We start from the raw sequence: 18,168 nt of genomic DNA on the forward strand, positions 1-18,168 counted from the left end.
TCGGCCAGCGATCGGTGCATCACCTTCAGAGCCACCGTGCGGTCGAGCCGGATGTCCAGCCACGGTGGCAAGGGTCCGGCCGGGCGCGAGGCGGCGGTTCCTCGCCCTCGTCGCCACGCTGGCCGCCGTCGCCGCCGTGCTCCTGCCGGCCCGCGCCGCCTCGGCCGCGGACCCCGGCTGCCGGGTGGACTACACCGTGAACCAGTGGAGCGGCGGGTTCACCGCCTCGGTCAAGGTGACCAACCTCGGTCCGGCCATCACGGCCTGGGATCTGCGGTGGACCTTCGGCGGCGACCAGAAGGTCACCTCGGCGTGGAACGCGAAGCTCACCCAGACCGGGGCAGCCGTGAGCGCCGTCAACCTGGCGTACAACGGCTCGCTGGCGACCGGCGGGGCGACCGACTTCGGCTTCCAGGGCACGTGGGCGGCGTCGAACCCCGTCCCGGCGAGCTTCACCGTCAACGGCGTCCCCTGCAACGGATCCACCACGCCGACGCCGACCCCGACCGTCACCCCGACCCCGACCGTCACTCCGACCCCGACCCCCACGCCCACGCCGACCCCGACGCCGACGCCCACGCCTTCGGTGCCTCCGGGCTGCTCGGGCGCCGTGGTCTGCTCCGGGTTCGACGACCAGGCGTCCTCGACGCCGAGCGGCGACTGGCAGGTCGTGACGCCCAACTGCCAGGGCACCGGTACGGCCGCGATCGACTCCACGACCGCGCACAGCGGCACCAAGTCCCTCCGGGTGAACGGCGGAGGCGGGTACTGCAACCACGTATTCGTCGGCACCACCAAGAACGTCTCCACGGTCGGGCCGGTGGTGTACGCGCGGATGTGGGTGCGGCACACCACCGCCCTTCCCGCCTCGCACGTCACCATGATCACGATGGCCGACGCCGCCAACGGCAACAAGGACCTGCGCATCGGCGGGCAGAACAGCGCTCTCCAGTGGAACCGCGAGTCCGACGACGCGACCCTGCCCGAGCAGAGCCCGACGGGTGTGGCCCTGAGCACGCCGCTGCCCACCGGTCGCTGGGTCTGCCTGCGCTACCAGATCGACACCACCAAGCAGGCCATGAGCACCTGGGTCGACAACCAGGAGGTCGCCGGCCTGCACCTGGACCAGACGCCAACCCGCGACGTCGACTCCCAGTGGCTCAGCCGTACGACGCCGCCGCGCCCGGCGACCCTGCGCCTCGGCTGGGAGAGCTACGGCGGCGACGCGGACACGCTCTGGTTCGACGACGTCGCCTTCGGATCCTCACCGATCGCCTGCTGACCCCGGCGGGGCTCGGAACGGTGAACGCGAACCGTTCCGGGCCCCCCGACCGAGGCGGTGGAGACAGGCGGATACGCCCAGAGGTCGTGTCACGGGCCAAGCCGATCAAGGCTGCATCGGATCTGCACATTTAAGCCCGGATTGTCTGCACGAGATCGTTCTAGGCTTCCGAGCGTGACAGACCAGCGGCGCATTCTCGTGGTCGAGGACGACGCGACCATCGCGTTGGCCCTCCAGAGCCGGCTCGTCGCCGAGGGCTTCGACGTCCGCACAGCGGGGGACGGTGAGGCGGCGCTCGCGGCCTACGCGAGAGCGGAGCCGGACCTGGTCGTTCTCGACAGGCTGCTGCCCGGCCTCGACGGCGTGGAGGTGTGCCGGCGCATGCAGGCGGCACGGCCCGTCCCCGTGCTGATGCTCACCGCGCTCGGCGAGGAGACCGACCTGCTCGTCGGCCTCGGCGTCGGCGCCGACGACTACCTCACCAAGCCGTTCAGCATGCGCGAGCTCGTCGCGAGGATCCACGCGCTGCTGCGCAGGGTCGAACGGGCGGCGCAGCTCGCGCACGAGGACACGGTGATCCGCGTCGGCGGCGTCGAGATCAACACCGCCGAGCGCAGGGTGTTCGTACGCGGGGTCGAGGCCCAGCTGACCCGCACCGAGTTCGACCTGCTCAGGCGCCTCGCGGAACGTCCCGGCCACGTCTTCGAGCGCGAGAGGCTGCTCTCCGACATCTGGGGCTTCTCGGAGGCCGCCGCCACCCGCACGGTCGACAGCCACGTACGGGCGCTGCGCCGCAAGCTCGGCGCGGGCATCGTCCGTACGGTCCACGGCGTCGGATACGCGCTGGTCAAGCCGTGAGGCCGCTCGACTTCCTCGGCCGGATCAAGATCAAGCTCGGGCTGGTCATCCTGCTGGCGGTGGCCACGGCCTTCGCGCTCAACGAGTACGGCCGCCTGCTGGGCATCGTCCCGGCCGTGCGCATGGGGCTCGCGGCGTTCCTCAGCCTCGGTATGGTCCAGCTGATCGGCCGGGGCATGACCGGGCCGCTGCGCGAGATGGCCGCCGCCGCCCAGACCATCGCCAAGGGCCGGTACGGGATGCGGGTCAGGGCGACATCCCGGGACGAGGTGGGCGAGCTGGCGCGTGCCTTCAACGCGATGGCGGCGGACCTTGAGGAGGTGGACCGGCAGCGCCGCGAGCTGGTCGCCAACGTGAGCCACGAGCTGCGTACGCCCATCACCGGGTTGCAGGCCGTGCTGGAGAACGTCGTGGACGGCGTGTCCCCGCCCGACCTCGCCACGCTGAGCACGGCCCTGGCCCAGACCGAACGCCTCGGACGACTGGTGGCCCAGCTGCTCGACCTGTCACGGCTGGACTCCGGCGCCCGGCCCATCGAGCCCGAACTGGTGGAGCTCGGACCGCTGTGCGGCCAGGCCGTACGGGAGGCGAGCCTCGCGCGCGACGACGTGTCGCTGTCGAGCGCGGTGTCGCCCCGGCTCGGCGTCCAGGCCGATCCCGCGCTGCTCGCCCAGGTGCTGGCCAACCTGCTGGACAACGGCGTGCGGCACAGCCCGCCCGGCGGGCTGGTCCGGCTCGAAGCACGGCCAGAGGGGGCGGGCGTACGGCTGAGCGTGACCGACGAGGGGCCGGGCATCCCCGAGCCGGAGCGGCCCCGGGTGTTCGAGCGGTTCTCCCGCCTCGACACCGCGCGGGCGGCCGACGCGGGCGGCGCGGGCCTGGGCCTGGCCATCGTCAAGGAGATCGTCGAACTGCACGGCGGCTCGATCAGAGTCGCCGACTCCCCGGTCGGCTGCCGGATGGTCGTCGACCTTCCCGGAAGGAAGGCTGCCATGAGCGACGCACCCGAGCCCCTGGGAGAACCCCGCCAACCCGACAAAACCCCCACCGCACCATCCGCACCCAAGCCAAGCCGTGGCGAGGAGCGTTTACCCGAGGTGGAGGCGAGCCTTGGCGAGGATCCTTCACCCGGGCCCGGTGACCCTGTGGGCCGACCGGCGGACGGGCCCTCGGAGACCGGGAACGAGCCACCCCGTGCCGCCGAGCCCGAGCACCCCAAGGTCCGGAGCGGTTCTCTCCCCACCGAGGGCGGCCTCGCGCCCTCCGGCGATGAGCCGGTTCCCGTGAAGGACGAGCCGGGCGACTCCGGAACCGACCCGCTCCCTACCGGGGGCGAGCGGGTCCGTACAGAAGACGCACGCCTCCCCACGCCGGGGCATGGTCCCGGTTCGCAGCACGGGCATGGGCCGGTGGCCGCGCCACCAGGAGTCGCCGCCTCGGTGGCCGTGTCCCCGGGTGGGGTGCGGCCGGTGCCGCGGCGGGAGGCGGATTACGTGCCGCCGCCGCTGTTCCCGCGTCCGGACCTGCCCGAGACGCCTCGCAGGCTGCCGTTCATGGCGGCGGCGGTCGGGCTCCTGGCGGCGATCGCGCTGCCGTACAGCAGGCCGGGACTCGGGATCGCGCTCGTGGCCGTCGCCGCCGGCGCGGCGGTGCTTCCCGCGGCCAGACACCGGATCACGCCGTGGACGGCGGCGTTCGGCCTGCTGGCGTACGCGCTGGTCTCCGTCGCCCTGTTCAGGGACGCCGAGTGGATGGTCGCCCCCATGCTGCTCGCCGGCTTCGGGGTCGCCGCGCTCGCGGTGTCGGGAGGCGGTCGCGGCTGGCTCGGAGTGATCAGGGGCGGGCTGTCGGTCGTCCTCGCGGTGCTGCCGCTCCCGTGGTTCCTCGCGGCGCCGCTGAAGGGGATCAACCGGCGGCGGGTCGGGCCCGTGCTCGCGGCGCTCGGCCTGACCGCGGTGCTGATCGTCGTGTTCGGGTTGCTGTTCGCCTCCGCCGACGCGGTCTTCTCGTCCTTCGTCGCGCACCTGTTCACCGCCCCGGCGTGGGCCTCGTCCCTGCCGTTCCGGATCTTCGTTTTCGTGGTGTTCGCCGCGCTGGTGGGGGCGGCGACGCTCGTCGCCCTGAGGCCGCCGGTCGAGCCGGCCACGCCCAACCTGCGCGCGACCGTGAGCGGCACCCTGTGGATCACTCCGCTGGTGGCGCTGAACCTGCTGTTCGCCTCCTTCGTGGGCGTGCAGATCACCACGCTCTTCGGCGGCAACCGCAAGGTCGTGGAGACGGCGGGGCTGACCTACGCCGAGTACGCCAGGTCGGGCTTCTTCGAGCTGGTCACGGTCAGCGTGTTCGTGCTCGGCCTCGTCGCGGTGGCCGCCGGTGTGCTCGCGCCCAAAGGCAGGGAGCGCTGGCTGCTCGCCGGACTGCTCGGCCTGCTGTGCGGCCTCACGCTGGTGATCCTCGCCTCGGCACTGCACCGGCTCGGCCTCTACACCGACGCGTACGGCCTGTCGCGGCTGCGGGCTTCGGTCGGGGCGACCATCTGGTGGCTCGGCGCGGTGTTCGCGGTCGTGCTCGTCGCCGGGGGGATGCGGCTGGCGGGCAAGAGGATCGGCTGGCTCCCGCGCGCGATGGTGCTGCTGACGGGAGTGTCGCTGGTGGTCTTCGCCGTCTGGAACCCCGACCTGCGGGTCGCCGAGAGCCAGCTTCACAAGCGCGGCGTCGAACGGCTCGACGTGGACTATTTCAGCGACCTCGGGGCCGAGGCCGTACCGGTGGTGGACGCCCTGCCCGAGCCGGCGCGTAGCTGCCTGCTGTCGAAGATGGCCATCGTGGAGAGCCTGGGAGAGCCAGAACCGTGGAACGGATGGAACCTCGCGCGCCAGAAGGCCCGCGACCTGCTCCACGCCCTCCCACCGGCGGAGCCGACTCCGCCCACCTGTCAAGATATAGGGTCACCTGGGACATAGGTCATTCACAGCGGGCTCCTTGAAAGGCACGGCTGCGTTGGACGGTTCGGTTTACGTCTATGTCGAGGACGTGCGAGACGAGGGCGTCGGCCAGGTCCTCGACCGGATCGCCGGGTACGGCGTGCGCGAGGTGACGGTCGCCGCCGCCTACCACGGGGCCCGCGACGTCACCCCGCACGGTGCCTCGCGGGTGACCGTCCGCGCCGACGGCGTCCACTTCACGCCGCCCGCCGACCTGTTCGGCGGCCTGCGCCTGGTGCCGCCCATGCAGGCCGGCGCCGCCGAGGAGCCGCTCGTGGCGCTGCGCGAGGCCGCGGCCGACCGGGGGATGACCCTGCACGGGTGGACGGTGTTCCTGCACAACATCACGCTCGGCCTGCGCGACCCGGACGTGACCGTGAGCGACTGCTTCGGCGGGCGCGGCTTCCCGGCGGCCCTGTGCCCCGCGCACCCCGACGTCCGCCTGTACGCCGTCGCCCTGGCGAGGTCGGTGGCCCGGCAGGGGGTGAGCAGCGTGGTGGCCGATTCCCTGCACTTCGGGGCGTTCGCCCAGGGGTACCAGCAGGAGAGGTGCTTCGTCCCGCTCGGCCCGATGGACGAGTTCCTGTTCGGGCTGTGCTTCTGCTCGTGGTGCATGCGGCGCGCGGCCGACCTCGGGGTCAAGGCGGAGGTCGCGCGGGAGGAGTGCGCCCGCATCGTCGGCGGGGTACTCGACGGCGACCCGCCCGCGCAGGGCGAGGTGACGCGCGCGGCCCTCACGGCCTACGCCGGCCCCGAGGTCGTGGCGTACGCGCGAGCCCGATCGGAGACGGTGACCTCACTGGTCAGCGAGGTGTCGTCGGCGGTGGCCGCCGAGGGCTCCAAGCTGACCTTCCTCGACGGCACGGGCCACAGGAAGGGGTACGCCGACGGCCTGCCCCCGGCAGGCCTCGCCGCGCACGACGCCTGGCAGCTCGGCGTCGACCTGGTCGCGCTCGGCGACCTCGTGCCGTCCTTCGGGGTGCTCGCCTACGCCAGGGACGCCGCCCGGGTGGCCGACGACGTGGGCGCCTACCGCCGTTCGGTCGGCAACGACAGGGAGCTCCGGGTGGTGCTCCGCCCCGGCCGTCCCGACACCGACTCGGAGGACCGGCTGGCCGCCAAGGTGCGCGCGGTCAAGGCCGCGGGCGGTGACGCCGTCGACTTCCACGCCTACGGGCTCGTGCCGTACAGCGTCCTGAACCGCATCCCGGGGGCACTCGGCCACAAGGCCTGACCCCCGGCGCGCCGCTCAGGCGGACTCGCGGATGACCAGCTCGCTGGGCAGGATGATGTGGTCGGTCACGCGGTCCTTGGCGGGTGTCAGCAGCAGCCGCACCATCGCGGTCGCCTGCTCGACGATCGGCTGGCGGACGGTGGTGAGCGGCGGATCGGTGTAGGCCGCGGCCTCGATGTCGTCGAAGCCCACCAGGGCCACGTCGTCGGGCACGCGGCGCCCCGCCCGGCGCAGGGCGCGCAGCGCGCCGATCGCCATCTCGTCGTTCGCCGCGAACACGGCGTCGAGCGCGGGGTCGTCCTCCAGGAGCTGCCGCATCGCGTCGGCGCCCGAGGCGCGGGTGAAGTCGCCGACGGCGACGATCGACCGGCGGTCGGAGTCGCGCAGGGCGTCGCGGTAGCCGGTCAGGCGGTCCTGGCCGCCGATCATGTCCTGGGGGCCGGCGATGGTCGCGATGCGGCGCCTGCCCGTGGCGAGCAGGTGCCGCACGGCCGCCCCGGCGCCGCCCACGTTGTCGTTGTCGACGTACGGCAGGGCCACGGCCACGGCGGGCCTGCCGTACGACACGACCGGCACGCCCATGCGGTTGAGTGCGGCGGGGAGCGGGTCGGCGCCGTGCATGGACAGGAGCAGGACCCCGTCGACGTGCCCGCTGGATATGTAACGCTCCACACGCTCGTGGCCGCGCGGCGAGCTGGCGAGCATGAGCACGATCTGCTTGTCGGACGACTCAAGCTCGCTGCTGACCGTGCGGACCACCATCGAGAACAGCCGGTCGTCGGAGAACACCCTGGTCGCCGGCTCGGAGATCACCAGGGCGATGGAGTCGGTGCGCTGGGTGACCAGGCTCCGGGCGGCCGAGTTGGGGACGTATCCCAGCTCGCTCACGGCCCGCAGCACCGTGTCCCTGATCTCCGGGGTCACCGTCGACTGGCCGTTGACGACCCGCGAGACGGTCGCCCGGGAAACGCCCGCTCGCGCGGCGACCGCTTCCAGGGTGGGTCGTTTCATTCGCAGAGCCCTGTCTTCCTCGGGTCGGTCATGGGGTGAGGCCGTTCCCCCGGATGACATCCCGGTAGCCCAGCCCGCTGTCCTTGGGGAGCCGGCGCTGGGTCTCGCAGTCGGCGTACACGATCCCGAGCCTCCGGCGGTACCCATCGTGCCACTGGAAGTCACTCGGTCGCGACCTTACGAGAGACCCCCGGAAATCCGCGTCACCCTGCAGCACGGCGAGGCCGCCGGGGTGGGCGCGCTCCGGGACGTCCGCGCGAGTGGTCGTCATCGCCTGACCGCCCCCTGCATGTGTTCCTCCGATGATCTGCCTGCCGGGGCAGGCCGTGGCCGGGCGGGAGCGGAACGGCGCCCCCCGCCGCCCGCCGGGCGAGCCCCTCGCGCGTGCCCGCGGGAGCCCTCTCTCGATGATCAAAAGAGAGCGCTCTCGGCTCCGGGCGGGCGCGGAGCCGATCCGTGCCGGGAAGCGTCCCCATGATAAAGGTTCTTTCCGATTATCTCGACGATCCCAGTGAGATGGGGTCTGGTGTCCTGAACATGGGGTTTCGTCCCTGATGGGAAGGCCGACGGCGCGGCGGGCCGCCGTCGCCGTCGCCGAGCAAGAGTGGAGAGCGCTCTCATGATCTACGAGAAACATTCTCTGGCTGTTGACACGGCTTGTCAGCCCATCTAGCGTCAGCGGCGCTGAGAGCGTTACAAGCAAGTTACGTCGACGCGAACACCTGGATCCCAGCGCTGTGCGGGCCTCGAACGGCCGTCGGGCCCGCGGTAGGAGTTGTCGCCGGCCTCCGCCTCGTCGAGGCGGGCCGGTCCCCCCACGACGAAAGTCACGCCGCATGACCACCGATCTCCCCAGGAACCCCTCCTTGAGACGACGGTCCGCCGGGTTGGCCGTCGCCACCCTGCTGGCAGGCCTGCTCGCCACCGTCCCCGTCACCTCCGCCAGCGCCGCCACCGTCACCGTGGGGGTCGGCAGCTACACGACCGACCTTCCCGCCGGAGCCGTCGGCCCGTCCAACAACGCCGGCGCGCCGGTGACCCCCAAGATCACCTCTGCCGTCACGGCGAAGGTCCCGACGAACGACTGGTGGTCCTCGCTGGCCTTCCAGCGGTACGCGGGCAACCCCTACTCCGAGAACATGTACGCCCACCCGCTGGCCTTCCACGCCGTCGCGGGCGGCCTTGAGGTCAGCTACCCGACCTCGCCCACGATCTCCGCGTCGCAGTACGACTACACCCACGCCCGCGACCTCACCCTTGGCGTGACCGGCCTCAACGCGCCGAGCACCCAGGTGGACGGCTGGTCCGACTGGACCGTCACCCCCTACTGGTCCGACGGCGCCCGCACGCTGCGCGCGACCATCGGGCACGGGCTGCCGTTCGTCTACGCCACTCCGTCCGGCGGGAACGCACAGGTCAGCTTCGTCGCGACGCCCACGATCTGGGCCGACCGGGGCAACGTGCTCGGGGCCACGGTCAACGGGCACGACTACGCCCTGTTCGCGCCGACCGGCACCGACTGGACCATCGCGGGAACGGCGGCGACCGTCGCCCTCGGCGGCAAGAACTACTACTCCGTCGCGGCCCTGCCCGCCCGCGGCGCGCTCGACCTGTTCGCCAAGTACGCCTACTCCTTCGTCACCGGCACCAAGGTGAGCTGGTCGTACGACGAGGCCGCCGCCCGCCTCACGACCACCTACACCGCGACGACCACGGCCAAGGAAGGCACCGAGACGGGGACGCTGCAGGCGCTCTACCGCCACCAGTGGCTCGCCACCACCGACCCGCTCACCACCTACACCTACGTGTCGCCGCGCGGCACGATGAAGCTGCGCGAGGGCGCGTCGTTCAGCACCCGGCAGACCTTCCACGGCGTCCTGCCTGCACTGCCGGACCTCGGCGCCTACGACCGGGCGCGGCTCGGCGACTTCGTCAAGCAGGGAGCGGCGGGCGACCCGCTCGGGGGCATGGGCGACACCTACGGGACGGGCAAGACCCTCGGGCGGCTCGCGCAGCTCGTGCCCATCGCCGAACAGCTCGGTGACACCGCGTCCCGCGACAAGCTTCTCGGGATGCTCAAGACCGAGCTGCAGAGCTGGTTCACCGCCGGCGGCGAGCAGTTCAGGTACGACGGCACGTGGGGCATCCTGACCGGCTACCCCGCCTCGTACGGCAGCGACTCCGAGGTCAACGACCACCACTTCCACTACGGCTACTACCTCATGGCCGCCGCCACGGTGGCACGGTACGACCGGGCGTGGGCGACCGACGGCCAGTGGGGCGGCATGGCGAAACTGCTGGCGAAGGACGCGAACAACTGGGACCGCACGGACACGCGCTTCCCGTTCCTGCGCAACTTCGACGCCTACGCGGGCAACGGCTGGGCGTCGGGCCACGCGGGCTTCGCGGCGGGGAACAACGAGGAGTCGTCCTCCGAGGGCATGAACTTCGCGACCGGAGCGCTGCTGCTGGGCGCGGCGACCGGGGACAACTCCCTGCGCGACCTCGGCATCTACCTGTACACCACGCAGGCGGCCACCATCGGGCAGTACTGGTTCGACGTGGACAACGTCGTCTTCCCCGCGGGTTTCAGCCATGACACCGCCGGCATGATCTGGGGCGACGGCGCCGCCTACGGCACCTGGTGGACCGGCAACCCCGAGGAGATCCACGGCATCAACTACCTGCCCATCACGGGCGGTTCGCTGTACCACGGGCTCTACCCGAACAAGGTGAGGGCCGGCCTGGCCGAGATGGAGGCCGGCAACGGCGGCCCGGCGGTGGAGTGGCGCGACATCATCTGGGAGTACCGGGCGCTCGCCGACCCGGCCGCCGCCAAGGCCAACTGGGACGCGGGGTGGAACGCCTACACCCCGGAGGCAGGGGAGACCAAGGCCCACGAGTACCACTGGATCTACAACCTGGCCAGGCTCGGCACGGTCGACGCGGCGGTGACCGCCGACACCCCGACGGCCGCGGTCTTCAGCCTCAACGGAACGCGCACCTACGTGGCGCACAACTACGGGACCGCCGCCCGCACCGTCACCTTCTCCGACGGCAAGAAGCTCACGGTTCCCGCCGCGTCGACCGCCACCAGCGCGGGCGGCTCCCCGTCACCCACCCCGACCCCGACTCCCACCGTGTCCCCGACGCCGACTACCACCCCGACGCCGGGTTCCCCGACCCGCTACCTGCTGACCGGCGGCGCGCTGTCGGCCACCAGCGGCACGGCCGGATCGGACACGGTCCCCTCGGCCGGCGGCGTCACCCACGACGGCACCCCCTACAACCCGCTCGTCTACACCTCGACGGGCCTGACCATGTCCTACACCGGCGCCGCCACCGCGTTCGACCTGTTCCTCGACGCGGGAACCTCGGTGGGCAACGGCGTCCAGACCCGGGTCTCGTACGACCTGACGGGCGACGGCACGTACGACCGCGTGGAGACCTACAAGTACTTCGCCACCGATCCGGTCGCCGGCTGGGAGCACTCCACCCAGGCGGCGGGCCTCGCGTCCTCGTCGGGGACCCTCGGCAACCTCACCAACGGCCGCGTGAAGGTCGAGATCTGGAGCGCGATCGGGACCAACCCGACCTCGCTCGGGATCGGCAACCGCTCCGTGGTCACAATCCCGTTCAGCTGACAGCGGCGGCGCCGGCCCGGGTCGCCGGGCCGGCGCCCGTCCTCGCGGAAAGTGTGTGATCTGCCCCCACCAGAGAAGAGGATCATCATGTCCACCGGTCCGGTGCCCCGAGGCCGTCCCCGGCTTCGCCTCCTGCTGGCCGCCATAGGCGCGGCCCTCATCCCCGTGATCGCGATGACCGCCACCGGCGGGTCCGCGGGCGCGGCCGTACCCACCACGCCGAGCGGCTGGAGCCTGGTGTGGAGCGACGACTTCAACGGCTCGGCGGGCTCCCTCCCGTCGTCGGCCGACTGGATCATCGACACCGGTCACGCCTACCCGGGCGGTCCGGGCAACTGGGGCACCGGTGAGATTCAGAACTACACCGCGAGCCCTTCCAACCTCAGCCTCGACGGGGCGGGCAACCTGCGCATCACGCCCATCAAGAGCGGCTCGGGCGAGTGGACCTCCGCCCGCATCGAGACCCGCCGGGCCGACTTCAAGCCGCAGGCCGGGCGCGTCCTGCGCATCGAGGGCCGCATCCAGATGCCCAACGTCACCGGGAACGAGGCGCTCGGCTACTGGCCGGCGTTCTGGGCGCTGGGCTCGCCGTACAGGGGCAACTACTGGAACTGGCCCAGCACCGGCGAGTTCGACATCATGGAGAACGTCAACGGGCTCAACGCGGTTTGGGGCGTCCTGCACTGCGGCGTGAACCCCGGCGGGCCGTGCAACGAGACGACCGGCATCGGCGCCAACCGGGCCTGCCCGGGCGCCAGTTGCCAGTCGGCCATGCACACCTACCGCTTCGAGTGGGACCGTAGCGTCAGCCCCAACCAGCTCCGCTGGTACGTGGACGGGCAGCAGTTCCACAGCGTCGCCGAGAACCAGATGGACGCCGGCACGTGGAGCAACATGACCAGCCACGCGGGCTACTTCCTCCTGCTCAACGTGGCCATGGGCGGCGCCTTCCCCAACGCGCTCGGCGGTTCGACGCCGACGGCGGCCACCGTGTCGGGACGTCCGATGGTCGTCGACTACGTCGCCGTCTGGCAGAGCGGCTCCGGCTCGACGCCCCCGCCGGGCTCGCCCACGCCGAGCCCCCCGCCCGGCGGCGGCTTCGACGCGCGGTCGACCATCCAGGCGGAGAGCTACCAGGCCCAGTCCGGTACCGGGCTGGAGACCACGACCGACAGCGGAGGCGGCCAGAACGTCTCGCAGATCGGCAACGGCGACTGGCTCCGGTACGACGGGGTGAGGTTCGGCACGTCCGCCGCCACGCAGTTCGTGGCTCGGGTCGCGTCCGGAGCGGCGGGCGGAGCCAGCGGCCTGGTCCAGGTACGGCTGGACAGCCCGACCGCCGCGCCGATCGGTGACTTCGCCGTCGGCAACACGGGCGGGTGGCAGAGCTGGCGCACCGTACCTGCCAACATCACGGGGGTAACCGGCACCCACACCGTGTACATCACCTTCTCCAGCGGCCAGCCGGCCGACTACGTCAACCTCAACTGGTTCACCTTCGGCAACTGATTCGCCAGCGGCCCGCGCCTTGGCCGGGCGCGGGCCGTGGTGGCGTTAACCTGGACGGATGAAGATCGGCAAGCTCGGTGTGGTCTGTGGCGGGCTCCTGCTGGCCGTCCTCGCGGGATGCTCCGCCGAAGGCGCCTCACCCTCGGCGCGAGCCGGCTCACCCTCGGCCGGAGTCGACGCGCCTTCGGCCGGAGTCGACGCGCCCTCGGCCGGGGGCGGCTCGCCTTCGGCTGGAGCCGGTTCGCCGTCTGCCGGGCTCCAGGTGAGCAGCCCGGCCTTCGCCGAGGGCGCGCCGATCCCGCGGAAGTACGTCTGCGGGAGCCAGGGAGGCCGGGACGTCTCGCCTCCGCTGGCCTGGAGCGGTGTCCCCGGGCCGGCGCGCGAGCTGGCGATCGTGGTGGATGACCCCGACGCGCCCGGCGGGTCGTACGTCCACTGGATCGTGACCGGCATCCCGGCCTCCGAGAGCGGCGTCGGCGAGGGCGGCGCCCCCGGCAGGACGGCGCCGGGCAGCGACGGCAGGCCCATGTACGCGGGTCCGTGCCCACCCGGCGGCGTGCACCACTACCACTTCATCGTGTACGCCCTGCGTGGCCCGATCAAGCCCGGCGGCGATGCCCGGGAAGTGCACAGGAAGATCAAGGACGCGGCCCTCACCTCAGGCGAGACGATCGGCACCTGGGGAAGCTGACGCCCTGGCTTGCCTCTGACCGATCAGCCGGCACGGCCGTCGGCCGGTCAGCGGGCACGCCGCCGACAGTCAGCGGGTACGGCCGTCGCTCAGCGGGTCCGGCCGCCGGTAAGCGCGGTGGCGACGCCGAGTCCGAGGTAGACGCAGCCGCTGAAGTACTTCAGCGGCTTCTGCCTTCCGTGCAGCAACCGGCTCAACGTGCCCGCGCCGACGGCGTAGACCATGTCGCTCGCGATGCCGAGCAGGAGAAGGGTCACGCCCAGCACCACGATCTGCAGCGCGGGAGACCCCGCCGCCGGATCCACGAACTGGGGGAGGAAGGCGAGGAAGAACAGGATGACCTTCGGGTTGAGCACGTTGACGACCACGCCTTCGAGGAAGATCCGGTGGAGAGGCTGGCCGGTCGCGGCGCTGGCGGTCGCCTCCCGGCCGCTGGTCAGCGTCCGGATCCCGAGATAGACGAGGTAGGCGGCGCCGGCCCACTTCACGACGGCGAACGCCGCCGCCGACCTGGCGATCAGGTACGAGAGCCCGGCCGCCGCCGCGGCGATGTGGACCAGGGTTCCCGTCTCCACCCCGACGGCCGACGCGACCGCGGCCGCCCTGCCCTGGGAGATGCCCCTGGCGGTGATGTAGAGGTTGTTGGGACCGGGGACGACGACCAGCGCGACGGCGGCCAGCGAGAAGATCAGCAAGGTCGAGGGGGAGATCATGGCCTCGACCCTAGAATCCTTTCGGCGCGAAACAGAGAGCCATTCATGGCCCGATTTCACGTCCAATCCCGTTCACGTCGGTGTTCGTGTGCTTCGTGGGCTTCTGGCGTTCGCGCCGGCCGGGGTGCGCCGCTGGTGCGGGCGTCCGGGGACAGGCGCCGGTAGAAGGTCGCCCGGGGTCAGGCACTTGTGGTGCGGGCGTCCAGGGCGAGGTCCCGCACTGCTTGGATCAGCTCGGCAGGATCGAACGGCTTGGTGAGGTAGGCGTCGACGCCTATGCCGAGGCCACGCTTCTTGTCGTCTTCCTGGGCCCGGGCGGTGATCATCATGATCTTGATGCGCTTGGTGCTCTCGTCGGCGCGAAGCTTCGTCGCCGTCATCCAGCCGTCCAGGCGCGGCATCATCACGTCCAGCGTGATCACGTCAGGTCGTACGGACTCCACCCGCTCCAGGCAGTCTTGCCCGTCGGTCGCCGTCTCGACCTGGAAGCCCTCCAGGCTGAGATTCACGGCGATGAGCTGTCGGATTACCTCGTCGTCGTCCACGACCAGCACGCGTCCCAGAACCTCGTCCACAGCCGCGAGGCTAAACCCTAAGACGAAGTCTCGCGAGTCCTTTTCCGAAGTTCCTAAGGGCTTGATCCTCCATGAGAACAAGTCGGCGACTGTCAGCGGCGCCGGTTACCGTCGAGCGCGTTGGAGACCTCCGAGACCTCTGCTGGTGAGGATGAGCCCAAGGGTGATCGGGCCGAAGCTGCTTTACCAGTTGGCCCTGCGGGTCGGCCACGTCATCGACCTTGGGTCTGCCTGCTGGGGCGCGTGGTGGTCATCCGCCGCTCAGCACCCGCGCGGCGGGATCACACGCGCGGCGGGATCACATGCGCGGCGGGATCACACAACGCTGCCGCCTGGCCTCACGCGCCGGGACCGTCGGTCTCCGCGGACGTCAGCCGGCCAGTGCCAGCCCCAGCAGATTGCCCGCCTCCGGCGAAACCGGCTGCCTCAGCAGCACCGGCCCCTGCGCCATGAACCGCGGCCGCGCCCCCCGGTGCTCGTCGGCGGCGTGCACGGTGAACGGGTGCACCAGGAACACATCGCCCGGCTCGCCCGTGGCGTGCGCCACCGGGAAGTCTCGCGTGGCCTCGTCGACCACCGGCCCGGCCTTCATCGGGTCCAGCACCTGCCCCGCGAGCGCCGCCCCCGCCGCCCGGTGAGAACCCACCCGGATCCGCGTCGGCGCGTCATCCGGGCCCACCCGCGACAGCAACGTCAGCACCAGCATCATCTCCGGCCGCCCGCTGACCGCGTACGTCCCGTCGGGCAGGGCCACATTCGCATCGATGTGCCACCCGCGATCGTCGACCGCAGCCTTGCCGGGAAACCGTACCGGGATCATGCCCAGCGCGCCACGCGGTGCCCAGCCGTCCGCCCCGCACACCTCATCCAGTGCCCGCGCCAGCCGAGCGCTGCGCGCCATCTGGCCCAGCGGCCCCTGACCGCTCAGGTCCGACGCCCACATCACCGGCTCGTCCCAGCCGGACGGATCGCCGGGGGAGCGCCCGCCCAACTGCTCCCACACCTGCGCCAGCGCCGCCTCGGCCAGCTCCAGCGCCACCGTCGCGGACACCTTCACGAACCCGTCGCGGACGAACGTCTCACCATCGATCGCTGCCATGACAATCACGTTAACCACAGGCGCAACCGATTAACGGATGGCGGTATCGGCGCGCGCGGCCTATCGGGTGTCGAGTCTCATACCCTACGCGCAGATCCCAAGTTCCTTTGTCAGCAGGCCATAAGCTCGCAGGGGATACGGCCATCCTTTCCCGACTGCTGGCCCTGGCGCTTCGGACGCAGTCTTTGTGCCGGGCTCGAACGCTCCGCCAAGGAGCGGTGGACTACCCGGCTTATCCACAAACCGCACCCTCACCTGGCCGGAAGCCCTCTCCACCGCAGATCAGAGGATGTGCATGAAGGGCGCTGCGTATCCACAACCGTGGTTTATGCACAGAGCGGGATTCGGTCCGGCGCGCCTGAGCCCGTCCAAATGATCCTGGGGCCTCGATTCCTCATCGAGCCCTAGGAGGGCATCTGTGATCACGATGCTCGTCACCACCGTCCTTGTCACGGGGGCGGCCCTTTCCGGAGGTTCCGGCGAGGGCGTTCCGCGCCTGCCTGCCGGCCGATGCGCGCAGGTCCGCTGGCTTCCCGGCCTCGAACCCCCCGCAGGGTCACGAAGTCTCCACCCGGTCCGCCGGCACCACGCCTCCTCGTCACCGTGGTTCCAAGCCGCCCCAGTGGCCTGGTCCGACGCGGCGCTTCCCCGCTGGTCCGACACCGCTCTGCCACGCTGGTCCGACGCTGCTCTCCACAAGTGGCTCGACGCCATCCCCACCCGGCTGCCCGCCAAGCCGCCCATCCACTGGCGAGTCACCATCCCGGCACCGTCGCGACAGGTCGCCTCCGCCTGGCTCCGAAACCTCGCCACCGGCCCGGCAACCACCATCTGCGACGACACGATTAGTACCGTTGCTTCAGCCAACCCCTCGAAAGTCCATCCCAGCCACCGCTCCGAGGGCGGTCCTCTCCACTCGCCTCAAGCTTCTGAACCCCCACTGTCCACCACACCACCCCCGCGATCCACTCCAGGGGCACCTCGGCACCAGATAGATCCACACGGCTCACCGGGCGCACGCATGTGGTCCTGGCCCACCCATGGCCGGGGCCCCGGCGGAACGGACGGACATGAGAACGACGACGAGACCCTCGCCCGAATCCACCAACCCGCACACACCGAGGAGCACCTGCAGCCTCCCTTGACCTCCAGCACCGCCCGGTCGCGCGATGGGGTGTCGGGGGCGGCGGCTGCGAAGGCCGCCTCCACCTCTCGGTCACGCCAGGCGGTGTCCGGGGTGATCGCCGCGACCGCCGCGCTTCGCCAGCTTGGTACGCCGTACGTCTGGGGTGGAGGGTCCGTGACCGGGGCGACGCGTGGCGGCTTCGACTGTTCCGGGCTGGCCCTCTATGCCTGGGCTCGGGCGGGTGTCTCGCTTCCTCACTACACCGGCAGCCAGTTCACCAAAGGCACCAAGATCCCCTTCTCGAAGCTCAGGCCAGGAGATCTCGTCTTCTTCGGTGGCGGCAGCGGCGATCCCACCCACGTGGGCATCTACCTCAAAGACGGAGTGATGGTGCACGCGCCCAAGTCTGGCGACGTGGTGCGCAAGGTCGACTTCGCCCACTCCCTCTACTACCGTTCGCGCTACCGAGGCGCGATCCGCCCGGGAAAATGAATCCCCACCCACAGAGCAGGCACGGTCCTTCCTGTACGAGGCACGGGTATGCCCAGCGAGACATAGCGCGCGCCGGAAACGGCCTGTGACCCACGAGGCGCATGCGGCCTCATGTGATCCGTGAGGTGCGCGTGAACTGTGAGGCACCGTGTGACCCGGAGGCATGGTGCGCATTGACCCGCTAGGCATGGTGCGCCATGCCTAGCGGGTCCCGCCTCTCCCGGCCGCCTGTACCGCTCCCGGCTTCTCCCGGCCCGCCTGTTCCGGTATCGCCTGTACCGCTCCCCGGCTTCTCCCGGCCCGCCTGTTCCGGTATCGCCTGTACCGCTCCCCGGCTTCTCCCGGCCCGCCTCTCCCGGCACCGCCTCACCGGGTACTTGATCGCTAGCGGGCTTCCGAGTAACCGAAGACCCTCAGATGCTGGTAGCCTTACCACTCGTTGAGCCCCCTTAGCTCAGGGGATAGAGCACCGGCCTCCGGAGCCGGGAGCGCAAGTTCGAATCTTGCAGGGGGCACAAGATCCAGGCCAGCGGAAACACGCGCTGACCAGGGTGTACAACGCAGAAGCGGGCGGGCCTCCAGTCTCACGGAGTCCCGCCCGTTCTCATTGGCGCTCGCTAGTTGTGGACCAATCCTGGACCGGATCTCACGGGGTGAACGCGGCCTCGATCCGGCGGTTGTTCTGCTCCTGACGGCCATCCAGGCACTTGGCATAGCGCTTCAGGAGAACCTCCACGCTGTTGCCGGCGCGGGCGGCTACCTCGGTGGCGTCCACGCCGGCGTTGAGCCACGTGGACAGGGCGGCGTGCCGCAGGTCGTACGGACGGCCGGCCAGCGGAGAGGCCACCTGCTGAGGTGTCGCTTGCCAGCCTGATGGGACCACCCAGTTGCCACGAGGAAGGGACCACCTGGTCGTGTAGTCGATCATAATGATCTCCCTCAGTTCGTCC

General features: G+C 71.0%; 13 protein-coding genes, 1 tRNA gene and 1 pseudogene. 9 read left to right on the forward strand and 6 right to left on the reverse strand.

Translation table 11 applies throughout. The features are described from left to right. The first annotated feature begins 64 nt into the window (after positions 1–64). The 4 genes from AB0B89_RS26205 to AB0B89_RS26220 all read left to right on the forward strand — a co-directional run bounded on the left by AB0B89_RS26205 (position 65) and on the right by AB0B89_RS26220 (position 6,358). Positions 65–1,282, forward strand: a complete 1,218-nt coding sequence (locus AB0B89_RS26205; RefSeq protein ID WP_358558062.1) for a cellulose-binding domain-containing protein — start codon at positions 65–67, stop codon at positions 1,280–1,282. Positions 1,283–1,456: 174 nt separating this feature from the next. Further along, positions 1,457–2,140 (forward strand): response regulator transcription factor, encoded by a 684-nt coding sequence (locus tag AB0B89_RS26210; RefSeq protein ID WP_358558065.1) that lies wholly within the window; start codon positions 1,457–1,459, stop codon positions 2,138–2,140. Beyond that, complete coding sequence (locus AB0B89_RS26215; RefSeq protein WP_358558068.1) at positions 2,137–5,103, forward strand: DUF4153 domain-containing protein; 2,967 nt, start codon at positions 2,137–2,139, stop codon at positions 5,101–5,103. The genes AB0B89_RS26210 and AB0B89_RS26215 overlap by 4 nt, the downstream gene beginning before the upstream one ends. 37 nt (positions 5,104–5,140) lie before the next feature. Next, entirely contained in the window at positions 5,141–6,358 is a 1,218-nt protein-coding gene (locus tag AB0B89_RS26220) for a hypothetical protein (RefSeq protein WP_358558071.1), read from the forward strand. 15 nt (positions 6,359–6,373) lie between these two features. On the opposite strand, the gene AB0B89_RS26225 is transcribed toward AB0B89_RS26220, so the two are convergent. Together AB0B89_RS26225 and AB0B89_RS26230 are read right to left on the reverse strand one after the other, a co-directional pair. Next, entirely contained in the window at positions 6,374–7,369 is a 996-nt protein-coding gene (locus tag AB0B89_RS26225) for a LacI family DNA-binding transcriptional regulator (RefSeq protein WP_358558074.1), read from the reverse strand. A 28-nt stretch (positions 7,370–7,397) separates the two neighbouring features. Then, on the reverse strand, positions 7,398–7,640 hold the full coding sequence (locus tag AB0B89_RS26230) for a family 1 glycosylhydrolase (protein ID WP_358558077.1): 243 nt from the start codon (positions 7,638–7,640) through the stop codon (positions 7,398–7,400). Positions 7,641–8,235: 595 nt separating this feature from the next. On the opposite strand from AB0B89_RS26230, the gene AB0B89_RS26235 reads away from it, so the two are divergent. The 3 genes from AB0B89_RS26235 (at position 8,236) to AB0B89_RS26245 (ending at position 13,213) form a co-directional block, all read left to right on the forward strand. Next, complete coding sequence (locus tag AB0B89_RS26235) at positions 8,236–11,013, forward strand: glycosyl hydrolase (RefSeq protein ID WP_358558080.1); 2,778 nt, start codon at positions 8,236–8,238, stop codon at positions 11,011–11,013. A gap of 87 nt (positions 11,014–11,100) precedes the next feature. Further along, positions 11,101–12,522, forward strand: a complete 1,422-nt coding sequence (locus AB0B89_RS26240) for a glycoside hydrolase family 16 protein (RefSeq protein WP_358558083.1) — start codon at positions 11,101–11,103, stop codon at positions 12,520–12,522. Between the two features lie 58 nt (positions 12,523–12,580). Next, positions 12,581–13,213 (forward strand): YbhB/YbcL family Raf kinase inhibitor-like protein, encoded by a 633-nt coding sequence (locus AB0B89_RS26245; protein ID WP_358558086.1) that lies wholly within the window; start codon positions 12,581–12,583, stop codon positions 13,211–13,213. 89 nt (positions 13,214–13,302) lie between these two features. Here the strand turns inward: AB0B89_RS26245 and AB0B89_RS26250 are convergent, their stop codons facing one another. The 3 genes from AB0B89_RS26250 to AB0B89_RS26260 form a co-directional block, all read right to left on the reverse strand. Then, a complete protein-coding gene (locus AB0B89_RS26250; RefSeq protein ID WP_358558088.1) occupies positions 13,303–13,926 on the reverse strand; it encodes a LysE family translocator in 624 nt (207 codons plus the stop codon). 179 nt (positions 13,927–14,105) lie between these two features. Further along, complete coding sequence (locus AB0B89_RS26255) at positions 14,106–14,501, reverse strand: response regulator (protein ID WP_358558091.1); 396 nt, start codon at positions 14,499–14,501, stop codon at positions 14,106–14,108. Between the two features lie 370 nt (positions 14,502–14,871). Continuing rightward, entirely contained in the window at positions 14,872–15,600 is a 729-nt protein-coding gene (locus AB0B89_RS26260) for a phytanoyl-CoA dioxygenase family protein (protein WP_358558094.1), read from the reverse strand. Between the two features lie 1,237 nt (positions 15,601–16,837). On the opposite strand from AB0B89_RS26260, the gene AB0B89_RS26265 reads away from it, so the two are divergent. Continuing rightward, entirely contained in the window at positions 16,838–17,218 is a 381-nt protein-coding gene (locus tag AB0B89_RS26265) for an NlpC/P60 family protein (protein ID WP_358558096.1), read from the forward strand. 443 nt (positions 17,219–17,661) lie between these two features. Beyond that, positions 17,662–17,733: transfer RNA gene (locus AB0B89_RS26270), tRNA-Arg, on the forward strand. A 131-nt stretch (positions 17,734–17,864) separates the two neighbouring features. Here the strand turns inward: AB0B89_RS26270 and AB0B89_RS26275 are convergent. Then, a pseudogene (locus tag AB0B89_RS26275) lies at positions 17,865–18,168 on the reverse strand (hypothetical protein); the annotation flags it as partial.

The organism is Sphaerisporangium sp. NPDC049002 (genome assembly GCF_040649355.1).
Taxonomy (GTDB): Bacteria; Actinomycetota; Actinomycetes; order Streptosporangiales; family Streptosporangiaceae; genus Sphaerisporangium.

Excerpts from the sequence above, each read along its gene's own strand:
- AB0B89_RS26225 (WP_358558074.1), bottom strand. The coding sequence starts at position 7,369 with ATGAAACGACCCACCCTGGAAGCGGTCGCCGCGCGAGCGGGCGTTTCC.
- AB0B89_RS26245 (WP_358558086.1), top strand. The coding sequence starts at position 12,581 with ATGAAGATCGGCAAGCTCGGTGTGGTCTGTGGCGGGCTCCTGCTGGCC.
- AB0B89_RS26230 (WP_358558077.1), bottom strand. The coding sequence starts at position 7,640 with ATGACGACCACTCGCGCGGACGTCCCGGAGCGCGCCCACCCCGGCGGC.
- AB0B89_RS26260 (WP_358558094.1), bottom strand. The coding sequence starts at position 15,600 with ATGGCAGCGATCGATGGTGAGACGTTCGTCCGCGACGGGTTCGTGAAG.
- AB0B89_RS26250 (WP_358558088.1), bottom strand. The coding sequence starts at position 13,926 with ATGATCTCCCCCTCGACCTTGCTGATCTTCTCGCTGGCCGCCGTCGCG.
- AB0B89_RS26240 (WP_358558083.1), top strand. The coding sequence starts at position 11,101 with ATGTCCACCGGTCCGGTGCCCCGAGGCCGTCCCCGGCTTCGCCTCCTG.